Annotated in this window: 16 protein-coding genes; 8 read left to right on the top strand and 8 right to left on the bottom strand. The window is 61.3% G+C overall.

Translation table 11 applies throughout. The features are described from left to right. The first annotated feature begins 141 nt into the window (after nt 1–141). Nucleotides 142–672 carry a ferritin-like domain-containing protein gene (locus tag AB4N98_RS09585; RefSeq protein ID WP_017526380.1) on the top strand — a complete coding sequence of 177 codons (531 nt, stop codon included), beginning with the start codon at nt 142–144 and terminating at the stop codon, nt 670–672. Between the two features lie 115 nt (nt 673–787). On the opposite strand, the gene AB4N98_RS09590 is transcribed toward AB4N98_RS09585, so the two are convergent. Next, nucleotides 788–2,857: an AsmA family protein gene (locus AB4N98_RS09590; RefSeq protein ID WP_017526381.1), complete on the bottom strand. Its 2,070-nt coding sequence runs from the start codon at nt 2,855–2,857 to the stop codon at nt 788–790. A gap of 359 nt (nt 2,858–3,216) precedes the next feature. Here AB4N98_RS09590 and AB4N98_RS09595 point away from each other — a divergent pair, with 359 nt between their 5' ends. Continuing rightward, nucleotides 3,217–3,630 (top strand): hypothetical protein, encoded by a 414-nt coding sequence (locus tag AB4N98_RS09595; protein WP_460149391.1) that lies wholly within the window; start codon nt 3,217–3,219, stop codon nt 3,628–3,630. A gap of 149 nt (nt 3,631–3,779) precedes the next feature. Then, nucleotides 3,780–4,412, top strand: coding sequence for a TetR family transcriptional regulator (locus AB4N98_RS09600; RefSeq protein WP_068936070.1), 633 nt, complete (start codon nt 3,780–3,782; stop codon nt 4,410–4,412). Between the two features lie 5 nt (nt 4,413–4,417). On the opposite strand, the gene AB4N98_RS09605 is transcribed toward AB4N98_RS09600, so the two are convergent. Beyond that, nucleotides 4,418–4,915 carry a C40 family peptidase gene (locus AB4N98_RS09605; RefSeq protein WP_017526384.1) on the bottom strand — a complete coding sequence of 166 codons (498 nt, stop codon included), beginning with the start codon at nt 4,913–4,915 and terminating at the stop codon, nt 4,418–4,420. A gap of 277 nt (nt 4,916–5,192) precedes the next feature. On the opposite strand from AB4N98_RS09605, the gene ureE reads away from it, so the two are divergent. The 5 genes from ureE to AB4N98_RS09630 all read left to right on the top strand — a co-directional run bounded on the left by ureE (nt 5,193) and on the right by AB4N98_RS09630 (nt 8,882). Next, nucleotides 5,193–5,693: an urease accessory protein UreE gene (gene ureE / locus AB4N98_RS09610; protein WP_017526385.1), complete on the top strand. Its 501-nt coding sequence runs from the start codon at nt 5,193–5,195 to the stop codon at nt 5,691–5,693. Further along, the gene (locus AB4N98_RS09615; protein ID WP_017526386.1) at nt 5,690–6,364 is read left to right on the top strand and encodes an urease accessory protein UreF; all 675 of its coding nucleotides are present in this window, start codon (nt 5,690–5,692) and stop codon (nt 6,362–6,364) included. Before ureE ends, AB4N98_RS09615 begins: the two co-directional genes overlap by 4 nt. Before the next feature lie 24 nt (nt 6,365–6,388). Beyond that, complete coding sequence (gene ureG, locus AB4N98_RS09620; protein ID WP_017526387.1) at nt 6,389–7,003, top strand: urease accessory protein UreG; 615 nt, start codon at nt 6,389–6,391, stop codon at nt 7,001–7,003. Between the two features lie 23 nt (nt 7,004–7,026). Continuing rightward, nucleotides 7,027–7,599 (top strand): HupE/UreJ family protein, encoded by a 573-nt coding sequence (locus tag AB4N98_RS09625; protein ID WP_068936072.1) that lies wholly within the window; start codon nt 7,027–7,029, stop codon nt 7,597–7,599. A gap of 173 nt (nt 7,600–7,772) precedes the next feature. Next, the gene (locus AB4N98_RS09630) at nt 7,773–8,882 is read left to right on the top strand and encodes an AGE family epimerase/isomerase (protein WP_017526389.1); all 1,110 of its coding nucleotides are present in this window, start codon (nt 7,773–7,775) and stop codon (nt 8,880–8,882) included. A gap of 41 nt (nt 8,883–8,923) precedes the next feature. Here the strand turns inward: AB4N98_RS09630 and AB4N98_RS09635 are convergent, their stop codons facing one another. From AB4N98_RS09635 to AB4N98_RS09660, 6 genes are all read right to left on the bottom strand, one after another. Continuing rightward, nucleotides 8,924–9,688, bottom strand: a complete 765-nt coding sequence (locus AB4N98_RS09635) for an SDR family oxidoreductase (RefSeq protein ID WP_017526390.1) — start codon at nt 9,686–9,688, stop codon at nt 8,924–8,926. Nucleotides 9,689–10,478: 790 nt separating this feature from the next. Continuing rightward, nucleotides 10,479–11,195 carry an ABC transporter ATP-binding protein gene (locus tag AB4N98_RS09640; RefSeq protein WP_017526391.1) on the bottom strand — a complete coding sequence of 239 codons (717 nt, stop codon included), beginning with the start codon at nt 11,193–11,195 and terminating at the stop codon, nt 10,479–10,481. Then, nucleotides 11,192–12,067, bottom strand: a complete 876-nt coding sequence (locus AB4N98_RS09645) for an ABC transporter ATP-binding protein (RefSeq protein WP_116079030.1) — start codon at nt 12,065–12,067, stop codon at nt 11,192–11,194. Before AB4N98_RS09645 ends, AB4N98_RS09640 begins: the two co-directional genes overlap by 4 nt. Beyond that, on the bottom strand, nt 12,064–13,341 hold the full coding sequence (gene livM, locus AB4N98_RS09650; protein ID WP_017526393.1) for a high-affinity branched-chain amino acid ABC transporter permease LivM: 1,278 nt from the start codon (nt 13,339–13,341) through the stop codon (nt 12,064–12,066). The genes AB4N98_RS09645 and livM overlap by 4 nt, the downstream gene beginning before the upstream one ends. A 2-nt stretch (nt 13,342–13,343) precedes the next feature. After that, nucleotides 13,344–14,258 (bottom strand): ABC transporter permease subunit, encoded by a 915-nt coding sequence (locus tag AB4N98_RS09655; protein ID WP_003236186.1) that lies wholly within the window; start codon nt 14,256–14,258, stop codon nt 13,344–13,346. Nucleotides 14,259–14,459: 201 nt separating this feature from the next. Next, entirely contained in the window at nt 14,460–15,596 is a 1,137-nt protein-coding gene (locus tag AB4N98_RS09660) for a branched-chain amino acid ABC transporter substrate-binding protein (protein WP_027607701.1), read from the bottom strand. Between the last annotated feature and the right edge of the window lie 76 nt (nt 15,597–15,672).

The following is a 15,672-nucleotide window of genomic DNA, read 5'->3' on the forward strand; positions in this document are numbered from 1 at the left end:
AGCGTAGCCGTCTGCGGCTACGTACTCATGACACCTGTAGACAAATCCGATAAAACTTTTTGCGTTGCCTGGGACTCACAACTTGCAGTGATCACGCCGCCAGAGCGTGGCACCCAACCGGATTAGCCCCAGGAGATCGAGATGACTGAAGCACATTTGACCGACGTTGCCACCCTGCGCAGCCGCGCCCGCCAGAACGTCGAAAACGGCGCCGTGACCGAAGGCTACGACGCCGACCGCCAGGAAATCATCCGCCTGCTCAACGAGTCGCTGGCCACCGAGCTGGTGTGCGTGTTGCGCTACAAGCGTCACTACTTCATGGCCAACGGCCTGAAAGCCAGCGTTGCCGCCAATGAATTCCTCGAACACGCGACTCAGGAAGCCGAACACGCCGACAAACTGGCCGAGCGCATCGTGCAGTTGGGCGGCGAACCGGAGTTCAACCCCGACCTGCTGTCCCAGAACTCCCATGCTCAATACGTTGCGGGCAATACCTTGAAGGAAATGGTCTTCGAAGACCTGGTGGCCGAGCGCATCGCGGTGGACAGCTATCGCGAAATCATCCAGTACATCGGTGATAAAGACCCGACCACGCGCCGGATCTTCGAAGACATCCTGGCCCAGGAAGAAGAGCACGCCGATGACATGGCGGACATCCTGCAGGACCTGTAAACCCGTACGGGAGGAGGCTTGCATCCGATAGCGGTGGGTCAGTCAGTACACCCGGCACTGACCCACCGCTATCGGGAGCAAGCCCCCTTCCACATTTAAAGCTGCGTTTGGTCAGTCAGCCCTTCACGGTTTTCGGCGCCTTGCCTTCCTTCATCTGTTGCAGCAACGGCGCGCATTGGTTCGGCACATCCCCACTCGGTGCTACCAGCGCCAGCAACCCCGCCGCCGGCCCCGCGATCACTCCCAGCGCTACCATGCCGGCGCCACGCAGCATCAACGGTACGGCTTTGACCCCGGCATTGGGCTTGATGAACGGCCCGTTCACGTACAGCGGCGAGCGTAGCGAAAACAGGCGAAAGCCCTTGGATTCGGGGGTGATGGTCAGGTCCAGTTGCTCGCTGGCCATGTTCGCGGTGCCGTCGATGTAGATGATGGCGTTCTCGGTATCGAACACAAACAGCCGTGTGGTTGCCAGGCCGGTCTTGATGCCGAAGTCCGCCGCCGCGCAGTTGATCTTCACTTCCTTGTCGCCGAACAGGCGGCCAACCACGTAGTTACCCACGTTGAGCCCGGCGATTTCCATCAGGCCACGGCTGATGGCGCCATCGTTGATCAGCATCTTCAGGTCACCGTTGGCGCTGCCCAGCAGCGCCGCCACCGAGTTACCGCGCCCGGTTATATCAGCGTCGCCGTTGAGTTCACCGAAGCTGGTCTTCATCGGTTCGAACGTCGGGAACAGTTGTTTGAGCTTGAAGTTGCGCGCGGTGAGCCTGGCGCGGCCCTCCATCGGCGTGAGGCGGCCATTCAGGCGGATCTGCGCATCGAGCTTGCCGCCGGCCACGCCGAAGCGCAGCGGTTCCAGGCTCAGTTCGCCATCGTTGAGCACCAGGTGCGTGTAGAGGTCCGTGAAGGGCAAGTCGGCGCTGTGCACGATGCGTTTACCGGTGAACTCCACATCGGCATCCATGTCGCGCCAGCGCTCGGTGCGGAACGCTTCTACCGGCAGCACTTTGGTCGCGGGCTGTTTGCTTTCACCGCCACGGGCTTTTTGCTTGGCGTTGGAATCGGCGCCGATCAAAGGCGCAAGGTCGGTCATCAGCAGTTGGTTGGACACCAAGGCGCCGCTGAGCTTGGGCCGCGGCTGGCTGGCCAGGTAGGCGAGGTTGCCGTGAATGTCGCTGTTGCCGATTTTGCCGTTGAAGTTTTCATAGCGAAATGACGCGCCACCGGCCTCGTGCAGCTTGGCGATCAGGTGGCCGTCGGTGGAATACGCCGGGGAATCCGGCAGGGTCACGCCAGTGAGTGGGTACAGGTTGCCCAGGCTGGCGCCCGCCAGTTTCAGGCGCAGGTCGAGGGCGCCGAGGTTGAGCGGATCGGTCAGCGTGCCGGCCAGGGCGATGCTGGTGTCGGCGATCTTCACTTGGGCTTGCAGGGGGAACGGCTTGGTCGCGTCCTGCAGGGCCAGCAGGCCGCCGATCTTGCCGGCGCCATCGAGTTTCTGGCCGTGGTATTGGCCTTTGACCTTGAGGCCGAAGGCATAGTCCTGGGGCGCGGCGCCTTTTTCCAGGGCTTTTTTGGCATCGGCATCGCCGACGATTTCGCCGAACGGGATGGGTTTGCCCAGCGGGTCGATGATCACATCGAGTTGGGTCTTGAGGGTTTGGTCGTCGAGGGTCACATGGCCCTTGTCAAAACCGATGGCGCCGATGTCCACCACCCAGTTGGAGGGTTCGGCGTTCGGGTCCTTGGGGTCGAACGTGAAGGTCCAATTGGCGCGGCCATCGGCCAGGCGCTGCAGTTCGGCACTCGGTTCGGTGAGGTCGATACGCGGGATCACCACGCGCTGCACCAGCAGGGCCAGGGGCGAGATGCGCAGTTCGACTTTTTTCAGCGTGACCATGTGCGGTTTTTTCGACCAGTCGGGGTTGCCCAGGGTCAGGTCTTCGGCAATCACGTGGGGCCACGGCACCCAGGCACGCCAGCCGCCTTCATCGGGCTCGCGCTGCCACACCACGGCCAGGTTGCCATTGATGGCGAACGGGCGGTGCAGCTCTTCGGAAACTTTGGCATTGAGGGGCGGTTTGATGCGGTTCCAGTCGAAGAACATCAGAACCAGCACGACCACAGCGATTAACAGAACGAAGCTGGCGCAGCTCCAAGCGACGATTTTACGAGTGCGCGTCATTGCACAGGACTCCTGAATACGACTGGCTGGGTCACAGCCATTGGGACAGCTTTATAAAGCTACGACTGGCAAACCGCCAGGGGGTTTAACGCAGCGGCGAATTTAACTGAAAACACGCATTTTTCTGATCAACCGGACAAATTCGCGCATCAACGGCGCACCATTGTTACCCAGCGTTGTGTCGAAAATACCCACCCCGGTGCAAAACCGCGTGCTTGAGAGCCGCGTCCTAGAGCCCTCGCCGAGAACAATCAATTCTGTTGATTATTACCATTGTGTTTATGAACTTTTATATCGACTTATCGAGAGTAGCATTAGCCCCGTACCCACTTTATCGCCCTCCCAAGGAGCAACCCATCATGAAACGCCAAGTACTCGCTACCGTCCTGTTGTCCATCCTGGCTTCCAGTGCCTTTGCCCTGCCGGCCGCCGAACAGGTCACTCCACAAGTCAACGCCGACGCCGCGCACTTCAACCAGACCCTGGCTCGCAGCGGCTCCCAAGAAGACGAGAACCGTGACTACGCTAAAGGCGCTGTCGCTGAAAACGGTTCGGACAACGCCAACAAACGCGCTTACACCGAAGGCCTGACCGAAAACGGCCGCAACCGCCTGGAAGAGAAAGGTCTGGTTGAAGGTGGCGCTGATCGCCTGCAAGAACGCAACGCTGTCGCCGAAGGCGGCGCTGAACAAGCCAACGACCGTGCCTACACCCAAGGTATCGCCGAAGGTGGTGCCGACCGCCTGCAAGACCTGCATCAAGCACAGAGCTAACCCGGTGGTGGCCCAGAAAAAAGCCCGATCAGTCGATCGGGCTTTTGACTTTTTGTAACCTGCATCACGCCTGCCTGCGTCAAGTTCGACGCCAACGAAGCTGTTTTGCTAGAGTGCGTCGCTGTACTTACCGACAAAGCTCACCCACCATGCTGCCCCGCGCCGAACAGAAGCAACAGACCCGCCTCGCCCTGATGGACGCTGCCCGCCATCTCATGGAGTGTGGCCGTGGGTTCGGCAGCCTGAGCCTGCGCGAAGTGGCCAAGACGGCCGGCATCGTGCCCACCGGGTTCTATCGCCACTTTGCCGATATGGACCAGCTTGGGCTTGTGTTGGTCAGTGAAGTCGGCCAGACCTTTCGCGCCACCATCCGCCTGGTGCGCCACAACGAATTCGTGATGGGCGGCATTATCGATGCCTCCGTGCGGATTTTTCTCGATGTGGTCTCGGCCAACCGTTCGCAATTCCTGTTCCTGGCCCGCGAGCAATACGGCGGCTGCCTGGCCGTGCGCCAGGCCATCGGTGCGTTGCGCGAGGACATCACCCGCGACCTGGCGGCCGACTTGACGCGGATGCCCAAGTTGCAACACCTGGATGCCGATGGCCTGCACGTGATGGCGGACCTGATCGTCAAAAGCGTGTTCGCCACCCTCCCCGACATCATCGACCCACCGGCCCAGGCGTTGCCCGCGCACCTCACGCCCCAGGCGAAAATCACCCAACAACTGCGTTTTATCTTTATCGGCCTCAAGCACTGGCAAGGCCTGGGCAGCACCGAGTAAACCGATCAGCCGGCCTGATGGAATCGCTTCGCGCTGGTGTAGTACTTGTTCCAGTAGCGGTTGCTGAGCGAATCAATGCGCACCGTCTTGCCGGTACGTGGCGAATGAATGAACTTGCCCTCGCCTATATAAAGCCCCACGTGGCTGACCGGACCGCGCCCATTACCCTTGAAGAACACCGCATCGCCGGGCTTGAGCGCACTGCGCTGAATGGTGGTGGCCGTTGAGCGGTGCATCGCCGTGGTGGTGCGGGGTAATTGGATATTGGCTTGGGTCTTGAACAGGTAGACCAGAAAACTGCTGCAATCGAAACCCTGCTGTACCGAGGTGCCTCCCAATTTGTAGCGGGTGCCCACCAACTGGTGAGCGCGGTCGATCACATCGTCGATCGCCGCGCCTTGCTCGGGCGCGGCAAAGGCGGGGCGTGGCTGCAGATTGGCCGAAGCCGAGGACATGCCCACGGACAGACCGAGAATGACCACAAAAAGTAATAGCTTGAACATGATGAACGTCGCGGCGAATTAAACACGGCGCAAAGCCTAATGATTTCGCAGGTAATGTGATGAACGTAGAATCCCCAGATCCCGTAGGACAAATCCGAGATTGCTCAGAGCGAGTGCGCATGGCGGTAGCGCGCACCACTTTGGAGCACGCGCCGACTCTTTCAACGCCCTGTTTAGTGGCATTGCCCTGCCCGCCTACAGGTAATTCCTACTCTTGACCGGGGTTGGCAAGCCCCTTGCTCTAGCTGTTTCATCGCTCATAGCTGGAAGCTTCCTGATGCTGGTGATCCACCGCCGAATCGCCCCCCAAGCCCTCTGGGCCGCTGAGCTGCTGCTGAATTTCGAAGCCCGCAGCAAAAGCCGCCTGCGCTGTTTCAGTGCCGACGGTGAAGACGTCGGCCTGTTTCTGGAGCGTGGCCAGCCGCCGCTTCACGATGGCGAATTCCTACAGGCCGAAGACGGACGTGTCGTACGCGTGTGCGCCCGGCCTGAACAACTGCTGCATGTCACCTGCGCCAGCGCCTTCGAACTGACCCGCGCTGCCTATCACCTGGGCAACCGCCACGTGGCGTTGCAAGTCGGGGATGGCTGGCTGCGCCTGCTCGATGACTACGTGCTCAAGGCCATGCTTGAACAATTGGGCGCCCATACCGAAACCCTTGAGGCGCCGTTCCAGCCGGAACACGGTGCGTATGGCGGCGGCCATCATCATTCACGCCACGGCGATGAAGATTTCAACTACCCGCCCAAGCTGCACCAGTTCGGCGTACGTTTATGAACCCAGCCTGGGCGCTGCTGCGCCTGGCCAGTCCGCAATTGCCGATTGGCGGCTACAGCTATTCCCAGGGCCTGGAAATGGCCGTGGAGAATGGCCGCGTCAAGGATGCGAGCAGCGCCCGACGCTGGATCAGCGACCAATTGCTGCTCAACCTGGCGCGCTTCGAAGCGCCGCTGTTGCTCGCCCATTGCCGCGCCGCCGCCGAGCAGGATTGGCCGAGGCTGGCGCAATTGTGCGAAGAACACCAAGCCAGTCGTGAAACCCGCGAGCTGTACCAAGAGAGCCGGCAGATGGGTTATTCGCTGCAACAGTTGCTCAATGGCTTGCCGGAGCTGGACGGCGCCGCTCGCGCCTTGCTTGAGCAACACAGCGAGCCCCATCTGGCGTTGGGCTGGGCCCTGGCGGCTCGCGCCTGGAGCATCAGCCCCGACGACGCCCTGGCGGCCTGGCTGTGGAGCTGGCTGGAAAACCAATTGGCCGTGCTGATGAAAACCCTGCCCCTGGGCCAGCAGGCCGCCCAGCGCCTGACCAGCGAACTGCTGCCGCTGCTGCAACAAGCCCAGCAGGATGCCGGCCACATCGCCCCCCACTCGTTCGGCAGTGCCGCTTTCGGCCTGTCATTGGCATGCATGGCCCACGAGCGCCAGTACAGCCGCCTGTTCCGTTCCTAGGAGTTCTTGATTTTGGAGAAGCACATGAACACACAACCCCTGCGCGTCGGCATCGGCGGCCCGGTGGGCTCCGGCAAGACCGCCCTGACCCTGGCCCTGTGCCTGGCGCTGCGCGACCGCTACAACCTGGCGGTGGTGACCAACGATATCTACACCCGCGAAGACGCCGACTTCCTGGTCCGCAACGAGGCCCTGGCGCCCGAGCGCATCATCGGCGTGGAAACCGGCGGCTGCCCGCACACGGCGATTCGTGAGGACGCCTCGATCAATCTGGAAGCGGTGGACCAACTCAACCGCCGCTTTCCGGGCCTGGACCTGATCCTGGTGGAGTCCGGTGGGGATAACTTGTCGGCGACCTTCAGCCCCGAGCTGTCGGACCTGACCATCTACGTGATCGATGTGTCTGCCGGCGACAAACTGCCGCGCAAAGGCGGCCCGGGCATCTGCAAATCCGACCTGCTGGTGATCAACAAGATCGACCTCGCGCCGCTGGTCGGTGCCTCGCTGGAGTTGATGAACAGCGATACCCAACGCATGCGCAACGGCAAACCCTTTGTCTTCAGCAATCAGAAAACCGGTGTCGGCCTGGATGACATCGTCGCCTTTATCGAACGCCAGGGCTTGCTGACCGCCGCATAAATCAACCCATAAGGAATCTGCTCATGAGCCTCAAAAAACTCTTCGCAGCCGCCGCCTTGCTGCTCGCCCCGGCCCTGGCCTTCGCTCATCCGGGCCACGGCGACAACGGGCTGCTCGCCGGTATCAGCCACCCCCTGGGCGGCATCGACCATCTGCTGGCCATGGTTGCGGTCGGCCTGTGGGCCGCGCAGCAAAAAGGCGCCGCCCGCTGGGCGCTACCGTGCACCTTTGTCGGCACCCTGCTGATCGGCGGCGTATTGGGCTTTGAGGGTCTGGCGTTGCCGGCACTGGAAAGCGGGATTGCCGCGTCGGTCCTGGCGCTGGGCCTCGCCGTGGCGCTGGCGGTGCGCCCGCCGTTGTTCATGGCGGTAGGCGCGACGGCGTTGTTTGCGCTGTTCCACGGTGTGGCCCATGGCCTGGAGTTGCCGGACATGACCAGCCCTTGGACGTATGCGGCAGGGTTTGTCGGTGCGACTGCGGTATTGCACGCGGCGGGTTATGCGCTGGTGCGTTGGCTGCCGGCTGCTGCGGCGCCGCTGGTGCGGGTGGCTGGGGCGGCTTCGGCGGTGACGGGAGCTTGGTTGCTGGCGGGCTGATTCGCGGCGCGGTCGAGGGCCTCATCGGGGGCAAGCCCCCTCTCACATTTGAACTGTGTTCACACGTCTGAATGTGGGAGGGCGCTTGCTCCCGATAGCGGTCTCAAAACCAACATCCACCCCAAGCCTGCTACCATGCGCGGCAAACACCCCTGCCGTGACGACGCCAGCCAATGCCCATCGCTTCCCCGCCTGCCTTGAATACCGTGCTCACGCACTTCCACAGCCTGATCGTGCCCCTCTGGCAGGGCCCGGGCTGGAACGCCGAGCTGGCGTTGCCCTATGAGGCGCTGGACGCCGATCACCGGCCTTTGCCCCCCCAACGCTATCGCGCCATGGCGTGCGCCCGACAGTTGTACCTGTTCGCCAGCCTGATTGGCGAACCCGGTGCGGCCTTCGCCGAAGCACGCGCGGCAGTGTTGTTCCGCTCGCTGCAACGGCACTTCCACGACGCGGAGCACGGCGGCTGGTTCTACAGCATCGACCCGGCCGGGCAGCCGTTGGATAAACGCAAAGACCTCTATACCCACGCCTTCATCATCTTTGCCTGTGCCCACTACTGGGCCAAGGTGCGTGAACCGTTGGTGGAGTCGGTGCTCAATGCCGCGCTTGCCGTGGTCGCCGAACGCTTCGCCAGCGGCGACGGCCTGTACGAAGCGGTGCTGGAACGCAACTGGTCTTCCCTCAACGCCGGGCCCTTGCAGAACCCGCTGATGCACCTTGCCGAAGGCTTCCTGGCCACGCTGAGCGTGCGTGAAGACGCCGTCACACAGGACGCGTTGCTCGACTTGGCCACGGCCCTGCAAAAGCGCTTCATCGACCGCCTGCACGGCGTGATGATGGAAAAACCGCTGGGCGCGGTGGATAACTGGTTCGAGCCGGGACACCAGTTCGAATGGTTCTTTTTGCTTGAGTCGTCGGATGTGCTGCGCGGCACTGCGCTGCATGCTTCGCTCACGCGGGCATTTGCCTACGCCGAGCAAAAAGGTGTGGATACGTTAAGCGGTGCGGTCAGCGGCATGCTCGCCCTCGACGGCAGCGTGCGCGACGGTACCCAACGCATCTGGGCCCAGGCCGAATACCTGCGGGCCTTGACCCTGCGCCCCGCCAGCGAAGCGCGGTTACAGCACCAATTGCTGGCGCTGCAACACAACTTCCTGCATGACAAAGGCTGGCACGAATGCCTGGATGCCAACGGCGCCGTGAGCCGACGGGATATGCCGTCGACCACGCCGTATCACCTGGCGACGTGCTATCAGGGGCTTATCCAGCATTTTTGTTGATTTTTAGGGCCGCATCGGGGGCAACGCCCCGATCCAAAGCCTTACTTGGCGCCACGCTCAATCGCAAACCCAGCCCAGGTCTGGCTCACCGGCATCAGTTCCAGACGGTTGATATTGACGTGCGCGGGCGTGTTCATGACCCAGAAGATCGTGTCGGCAATGTCTTGCGGCTGGATCGGCTCGGCGCCGGCGTAGGTGGCGTCGTAGCGCGCCTGATCACCGCCGAAGCGCACCAGGGAGAACTCGCTCTCGCACAGGCCGGGCTCGATGTTGGTCACGCGCACGCCGGTGCCTTGCAGGTCGCAACGCAGGTTCAGCGAGAACTGTTTAACGAACGCCTTGGAGCCGCCATACACGTGGCTGCCCGGGTAGGGGTAGCTGCCGGCGATGGAGCCCAGGTTGATGATCCCGGCGCCCCGGCCATGGGCGATCAAGCGTGGCAGCAGCAGGCTGGTGGTGGTCAGCAGGCCCTTGATGTTGGTGTCGACCATGGTTTCCCAATCGTCGAGGCTGCATTTGGGCGCCGGGTCCGTGCCCACGGCCAACCCGGCGTTGTTGATCAGGCCGCGCAACGTGGCGAACGACGGCGGCAGGTTGGCGATGGCGTCTTCCATGCCTTGGCGGTCACGCACATCCACGACCAAGCCATGCACTTCGGTCTGCTTGGAAAGCTCTTCAACCAGGGCATTCAAACGCTCGGCGCGACGGCCGGTGAGCACGAGTTTCCAGCCGGCTTCGGCAAACCGACGGGCGCAGGCTTCGCCGAAACCTGAGGTGGCGCCAGTGATAAACAGCGTGTTGGTCATGGTGTTCTCCTTGCGGGCATCGGGAAAAAATCAGCCAGCAGAATGCCCGTACCCCGCTGTTGCGGCAACCGCTATGCACCTACCTTCACACACCGCAGGTTGTTTTTTAACCACTCAGAGCAACGCCTTATAAACCGTGGCCTGCAGCCATATGCGCGCAGGTTATCCACAACTGCGCCCACAGTCTTTGGGGGCAAGTGCAAAACAGCTCAAGCCTCTATCCACAAGGCCTGCAGGCGATTTTAGAAAGTTTTTTGCTTGACCTCGGCCGAGGCGTATGTAGAGCCACGGCAAGCGGAAAAATCCGAACGATGGCTCCAGGCCAGACATTCCGGCCTCTGCGGCCGTCTTTCCAGAGTTTAGTCACAGACTTATCCACAGGCTGACGAGACATATTCCGGTCATATACCTGTGTCTTTAAACAGGTTGACAAACCCCTTGGGCGGTCGCGAAAAAGTCACTGATCAAAAAACAACCGTCGCGCTGTAAGCCACGGTTTTAAAGGCGTTCAGCCAGCTACTCCCACGTTACCCACAGCCGGTTCCACAGCGGATGGGGACAAGTCAAAACGGTGACAAAACAGGGATTTGCGGCGGCTATATGTCGCGCTTTGGGAGGTGGCCGGATTTGTTTTCCACAATTTCCTAAGCGCCGCAAAACAAATGTGGGAGGGGCGGTGCGACGATTCGACTTGCTCCCGATAGCGGTGGGTCAGTATCAGATGTGCTGACTGATACACCGCTATCGGGAGCAAGCCCCCTCCCACAGGGGGTCGGCGTTTTTATTTAGATCAGTGACCGCCGAGGTAGGCGTTGCGCACGTCCTCGTTCACCAGCAATTCTTTACCGGTGCCCGTCAGGCGGATCTCGCCGTTGACCATCACATACGCCCGGTCCGACAGACGCAGCGCGTGGTTGGCGTTTTGTTCCACCAGGAAGATGGTCATCCCAGTGGCCGCCAGCTCGCGCAGGGTCGAGAAGATCTGCTTCACCACAATCGGCGCCAACCCCAGGCTCGGTTCGTCCAGCAACAACAGCTTGGGCCGGCTCATCAGCGCGCGGGCGATGGCGAGCATCTGCTGCTCGCCACCGGACATGGTCATGGCCCGCTGGTTGCGCCGTTCCTTGAGGCGCGGGAACAGCTCGAACATGCGCTGCATGTCTTCCTGAGCGTATTTGTCGCCAATCGGGATGGTGCCCATCAGCAGGTTTTCCTCCACGGTCATGTCGGGGAACACCCGCCGCCCTTCCGGCGACTGCGCGATGCCATTGGAGGCGATGTAGTGGGATGACTTGTGGGTAATGTCGACACCGTTGTAGAGGATTTGCCCCGACTCGGCCCGCGGCTGGCCGAAGATCGACATCAGCAGCGTGGATTTGCCCGCGCCGTTGGAGCCGATCAGGCTGACCGTTTCACCTTCGTTGATGTGCAGCGAAACTTTTTTCAGGGCCTGGATCGGTCCGTAGAACACGTCCAGGTCCTTCATTTCGAGGATAGGTGCGCTCATACCACTTCCTCTTCGTCTGCGCCCAGGTAGGCGGCAATCACTTTCGGATCGTTGCGTATCGCTTCCGGCCCGCCTTCGGCGATCACGTTGCCGTGGTCCAGCACCACGATGTGGTCGGAAATACTCATCACCATGCCCATGTCGTGTTCGATCAGCACCACCGTAAGGTCGTGTTCGTCGCGCAGCAGGCGAATCATCGCGCTGAGGGCTTCGGTTTCCTGGGGGTTGAGGCCGGCTGCGGGTTCGTCCAGACAGATGATTTGCGGCCGCGTGCACATGGCACGGGCGATTTCCAGGCGGCGCTGCTGGCCGTAGGAAAGCTCACCGGCGAGGCGGTTGGCGCAGTCCACCAGGTCGACCACTTCGAGCCAGTAGAACGCGCAGTCCAGCGCGTCGCTTTCGGCCTTGCGATAGCCCTTGGTGTTGAGAATGCCGGCCAGCATGTTGCGGTTGACCCACATGTGCTGGGCCACCAGCAGGTTTTCCAGCACCGACATTTCCTTGAACAGGCGAATGTTCTGGAAGGTCCGCGCCAGGCCGGCGCGGTTTACCAAGTGGGTGCCGCCAAACATCTTGTAGTACACGCGGCTGAGGAAGCTTTTCGGCGAGACGAAGTCCGTGGCCTGGAAGCGTTCGCCGAGCAGTTGGATCACGTTGGTCTGCTTGCCACGCACGTTGAGTTCGATCTTGCCGCCACTGGCCTTGTAGAAGCCGGTGAGGCAGTTGAATACCGTGGTCTTGCCGGCGCCGTTGGGGCCGATCAGAGCGAAGATCGAGTTGCGTTCGACCTTGAGGCTCACATCGCTCAGGGCCTTGATGCCACCGAAGTGCATCATCAGGTGTTCCACGGACAGGACGACTTCCTTGTTCATGGCGCCACTCCTTTACGTGGGGTTACACCGGTACGGCTGATGCGGATCAGGCCGCGCGGTCGCCAGATCATCATCACCACCATCAGCACGCCAAACAGCAGCACGCGGTACTCGGAGAAGCTGCGCAGCAGTTCCGGCGCTACCGTCAGCACGAATGCCGCGATCACCACGCCGACCGTCGAGCCCATGCCGCCCAACACCACGATGGCCAGGATCAGCGCCGACTCGAAGAAGGTGAACGACGACGGGTTGACGAAGCCCTGGTAGCTGGCAAAGAACACCCCGGCCAAACCGGCGGTGGACGCGCCGATGGTGAATGCAGAGAGCTTGACCAGTACGTGATTCAGGCCCATGGAGCGGCAGGCGATTTCATCTTCACGCAGGGCTTCCCAGGCGCGGCCGACCGGCATGCGGGTCAGGCGGTGCTTGATGTACAACACGGCCAGCACCACCAGGAACAGCACGATGTAGATGAACATGAACTTGATGTTGGGGTTGTAATCGATGCCGAAGAACTCGTGAAACGGGATGCCGCCATCTTTGGCACGCTTGCCGAACTCCAGGCCCAGAAAGGTCGGCGAAGGCACCGGCATACCATTCGGCCCGCCGGTGAACGACAGCCAGTTGTTGAGTACCAGGCGGATGATTTCACCGAAGCCCAGGGTCACGATGGCCAGGTAGTCACCGTGCATTCGCAACACCGGGAACCCGAGTATGCACCCCGCCAGCGCCGCCGCGATGGCCGCCAGTGGCAGTACCGTCCAGAAGCCCAGGCCCAGGTATTGGTAACCCAGCGCCAGGCCATAGGCGCCGATGGCGTAGAACGCCACGTAACCCAGGTCGAGCAGGCCGGCCAGGCCGACCACGATGTTCAGGCCCAGGCCGAGCAGTACATAGATCAAGCCCAGGATGACGACGGTGAGCAGGTACTTGTTGGCGAAGATCGGGAACACGATGGCGATCACGATCAATGCCGGGATAATCCAGCGCAGCCGCGATTTGTAGTCCGGTGCCAGCACATGCACGCCCGAACCACTGCTCTCGAAGCCCTGCAGGATCTTCACGCCCTTGGAGGTTTGCAGGAACAGGCTCATGGCAAAACGGCCGGCCATCACGATGGCGACCAACAGGCCCACGCGAGCCGGTTCCAGGTTGAAGCTGTAGCCGTCGAGGACCACGCCGACAATCGGGCCGAACACGATCAGCGAAATCAGACCGGCGAGGATCGTATCGACGACACTTTTCTTGATATCGATAGGTTTGGCAGCAGACATGTTTACACCTTCGCCACGAGTGGGCGACCAAGCAGGCCCTGGGGACGGAAAATCAGAATCACCACCAGCAGGGAGAAACTGAACACGTCTTTGTAGTCAGAGTTGATCAACCCCGAGAACAACGACTCGGAGATACCGAGGATGATCCCGCCCAACATCGCCCCAGGCAGGGAGCCGATGCCGCCGAGTACCGCTGCGGTAAACGCCTTGATGCCGATGATGAAGCCGGCATAGAAGTCGAAGGTGCCGTAGTTGAGGGTGATCAGCACGCCGGCCAACGCGGCCATGGCGGCCCCTATGACGAACACATAGGAGATCACGCGATCGGTGTTGATCCCCAGGATCGAGGCCATCTTGCGGTCTTGCTGGGTGGCGCGGCACATGCGGCCGAGCTTGGTGTACTTGATGATGTAGGTCAGCAAAGCCATGCCCGCGAAGGCGGCGACCAGGATGAATACTTTGGTGTAGGTGAGCTGGACGAACCCACTGCCGATATCGACACGCCAGGCCCCGGCCAGCAGGGTAGGAATACCTTGTTGCTTGGCGCCCTGGGCGATCTGCGCGTAGTTCTGCAGGATCAGGGAGATCCCGATGGCGCTGATCAGCGGTGCCAGTCGGGTGGAATTGCGCAGCGGTTTGTAGGCGACACGCTCAATGACCCAACCGTACACGCCAGTGACGACCACGGTGAAGATCAAGGTGCCGAGTATGAGCAGCGGGAAGGATTCGATGCCGAAGTAAGCCAGCAGTGCCAGACTGATCGCCGCGAGGTAAGCGGAAATCATATAAACCTCGCCGTGGGCGAAGTTGATCATGCCAATGATGCCATAGACCATTGTGTAGCCGATGGCGATCAGGCCATAGACCGACCCGAGGGTCAGGCCGTTGACCAGTTGCTGCAGGAAAATACCATCCATAACGCAATCTCACGCGGTGAGCACCTGCACACCGGTGGGTGTGCGGCGCTTCTGGAGGAAAAGACAGATCTTGATAACAACACGGCCTTTTGTGGGAGGGGGCTTGCTCCCGATTGCGGTATGCCAGTCAATAGATTTGAACCTGATGCACCGCTATCGGGGGCAAGCCCCCTCCCACAGGGGGGGCCGTGGCGTTTGTGCTTACTTCTGCTTTTCCAACTGGTGGTATTTGCCGTCCTTGTCCCACTGGTAAACCACGTAGTCGGACACTTTCAGGTCGCCTTTGGCGTCCCAGGTCTTCTCACCCATCACGGTCTTGACCGGGTGAGCCTTGAGCCATTTGGCGGCGTCTTCGCCCTTGTTGGACTTGGCGCCATTGAAACCGGCGGCCAGGGCCTGCAGCGAGGCGTAGGCGTACAGGGTGTAGCCTTCAGGCTCGTAACCGGCCTTGCGGAACTCTTCGACCACGGCCTTGCTGTCCGGCAGCAGGCGCGGGTCAGCGCCGAAGGTCATGTACACGCCATCGACGTACTGCGCGCCGCCGGCGGTGGCCACCAGTTCGTCCGTCACGACACCGTCGTCGGACATGAACTTGACGTCCTTGAGGCCGGCTTCACGGATCTGGCGGACCAGTGGACCGGCTTCCGGGTGCAGCCCGCCGAAGTACACCACGTCGGCGCCCAGGGAGCGGATCTTGGTGACCAGGGCGCTGAAGTCTTTCTCGCCACGGGTCAGGCCTTCTTCGAGCACCGGCTTGACGCCGCGCTTGGTCAACTGCGCAGCGGTGGCATCGGCCAGGCCTTTGCCGTAGGTGTCCTTGTCGTTGATGACCGCGACTTTCTTACCCTTGAGCACGTCGACGATGTAGTCGCCGGCGACGATGCCTTGCTGGTCGTCACGCCCGCACATGCGGAACATGGCGCCCAGGCCACGCTCGGTCACCTGTGGGTTGGTGGAGCCGGGGGTGATCGCGATGATGCCCGCCTCGTCGTAGACCTCGGAGGCCGGGATGGTGTTGGACGAGCAGAAGTGCCCGACCACGCCGATCACTTTGTCCTGGTCGGCCAGGCGGTTGGCCACGGCCACGGCCTGCTTGGGTTCGCAGGCGTCGTCGCCGGCCACCAGCACGACTTTCTCACCGTTGATGCCGCCGGCCTTGTTGATGACTTCGGCCGCCGCCTGGGCACCCTTCATGTACTGCTCACCGAACGACGCGTTGGCGCCCGTCATGGGCCCCGCCACGCCAATCTTCACATCAGCTTGAACAAACGTAGAAACACCCAGCGCCGCTGCAACGGCGAGGGCCAGAAAACCTTTCTTGTAAAACGTCTGGGACATGAGTGGTGCTCCGATATTTTTGATTTTTGGCACGACAACTTGCGTTCAAACCTTTCACTGAAAGCTCAGAGCAAGC

Source organism: Pseudomonas sp. S3_E10 (assembly GCF_054667615.1).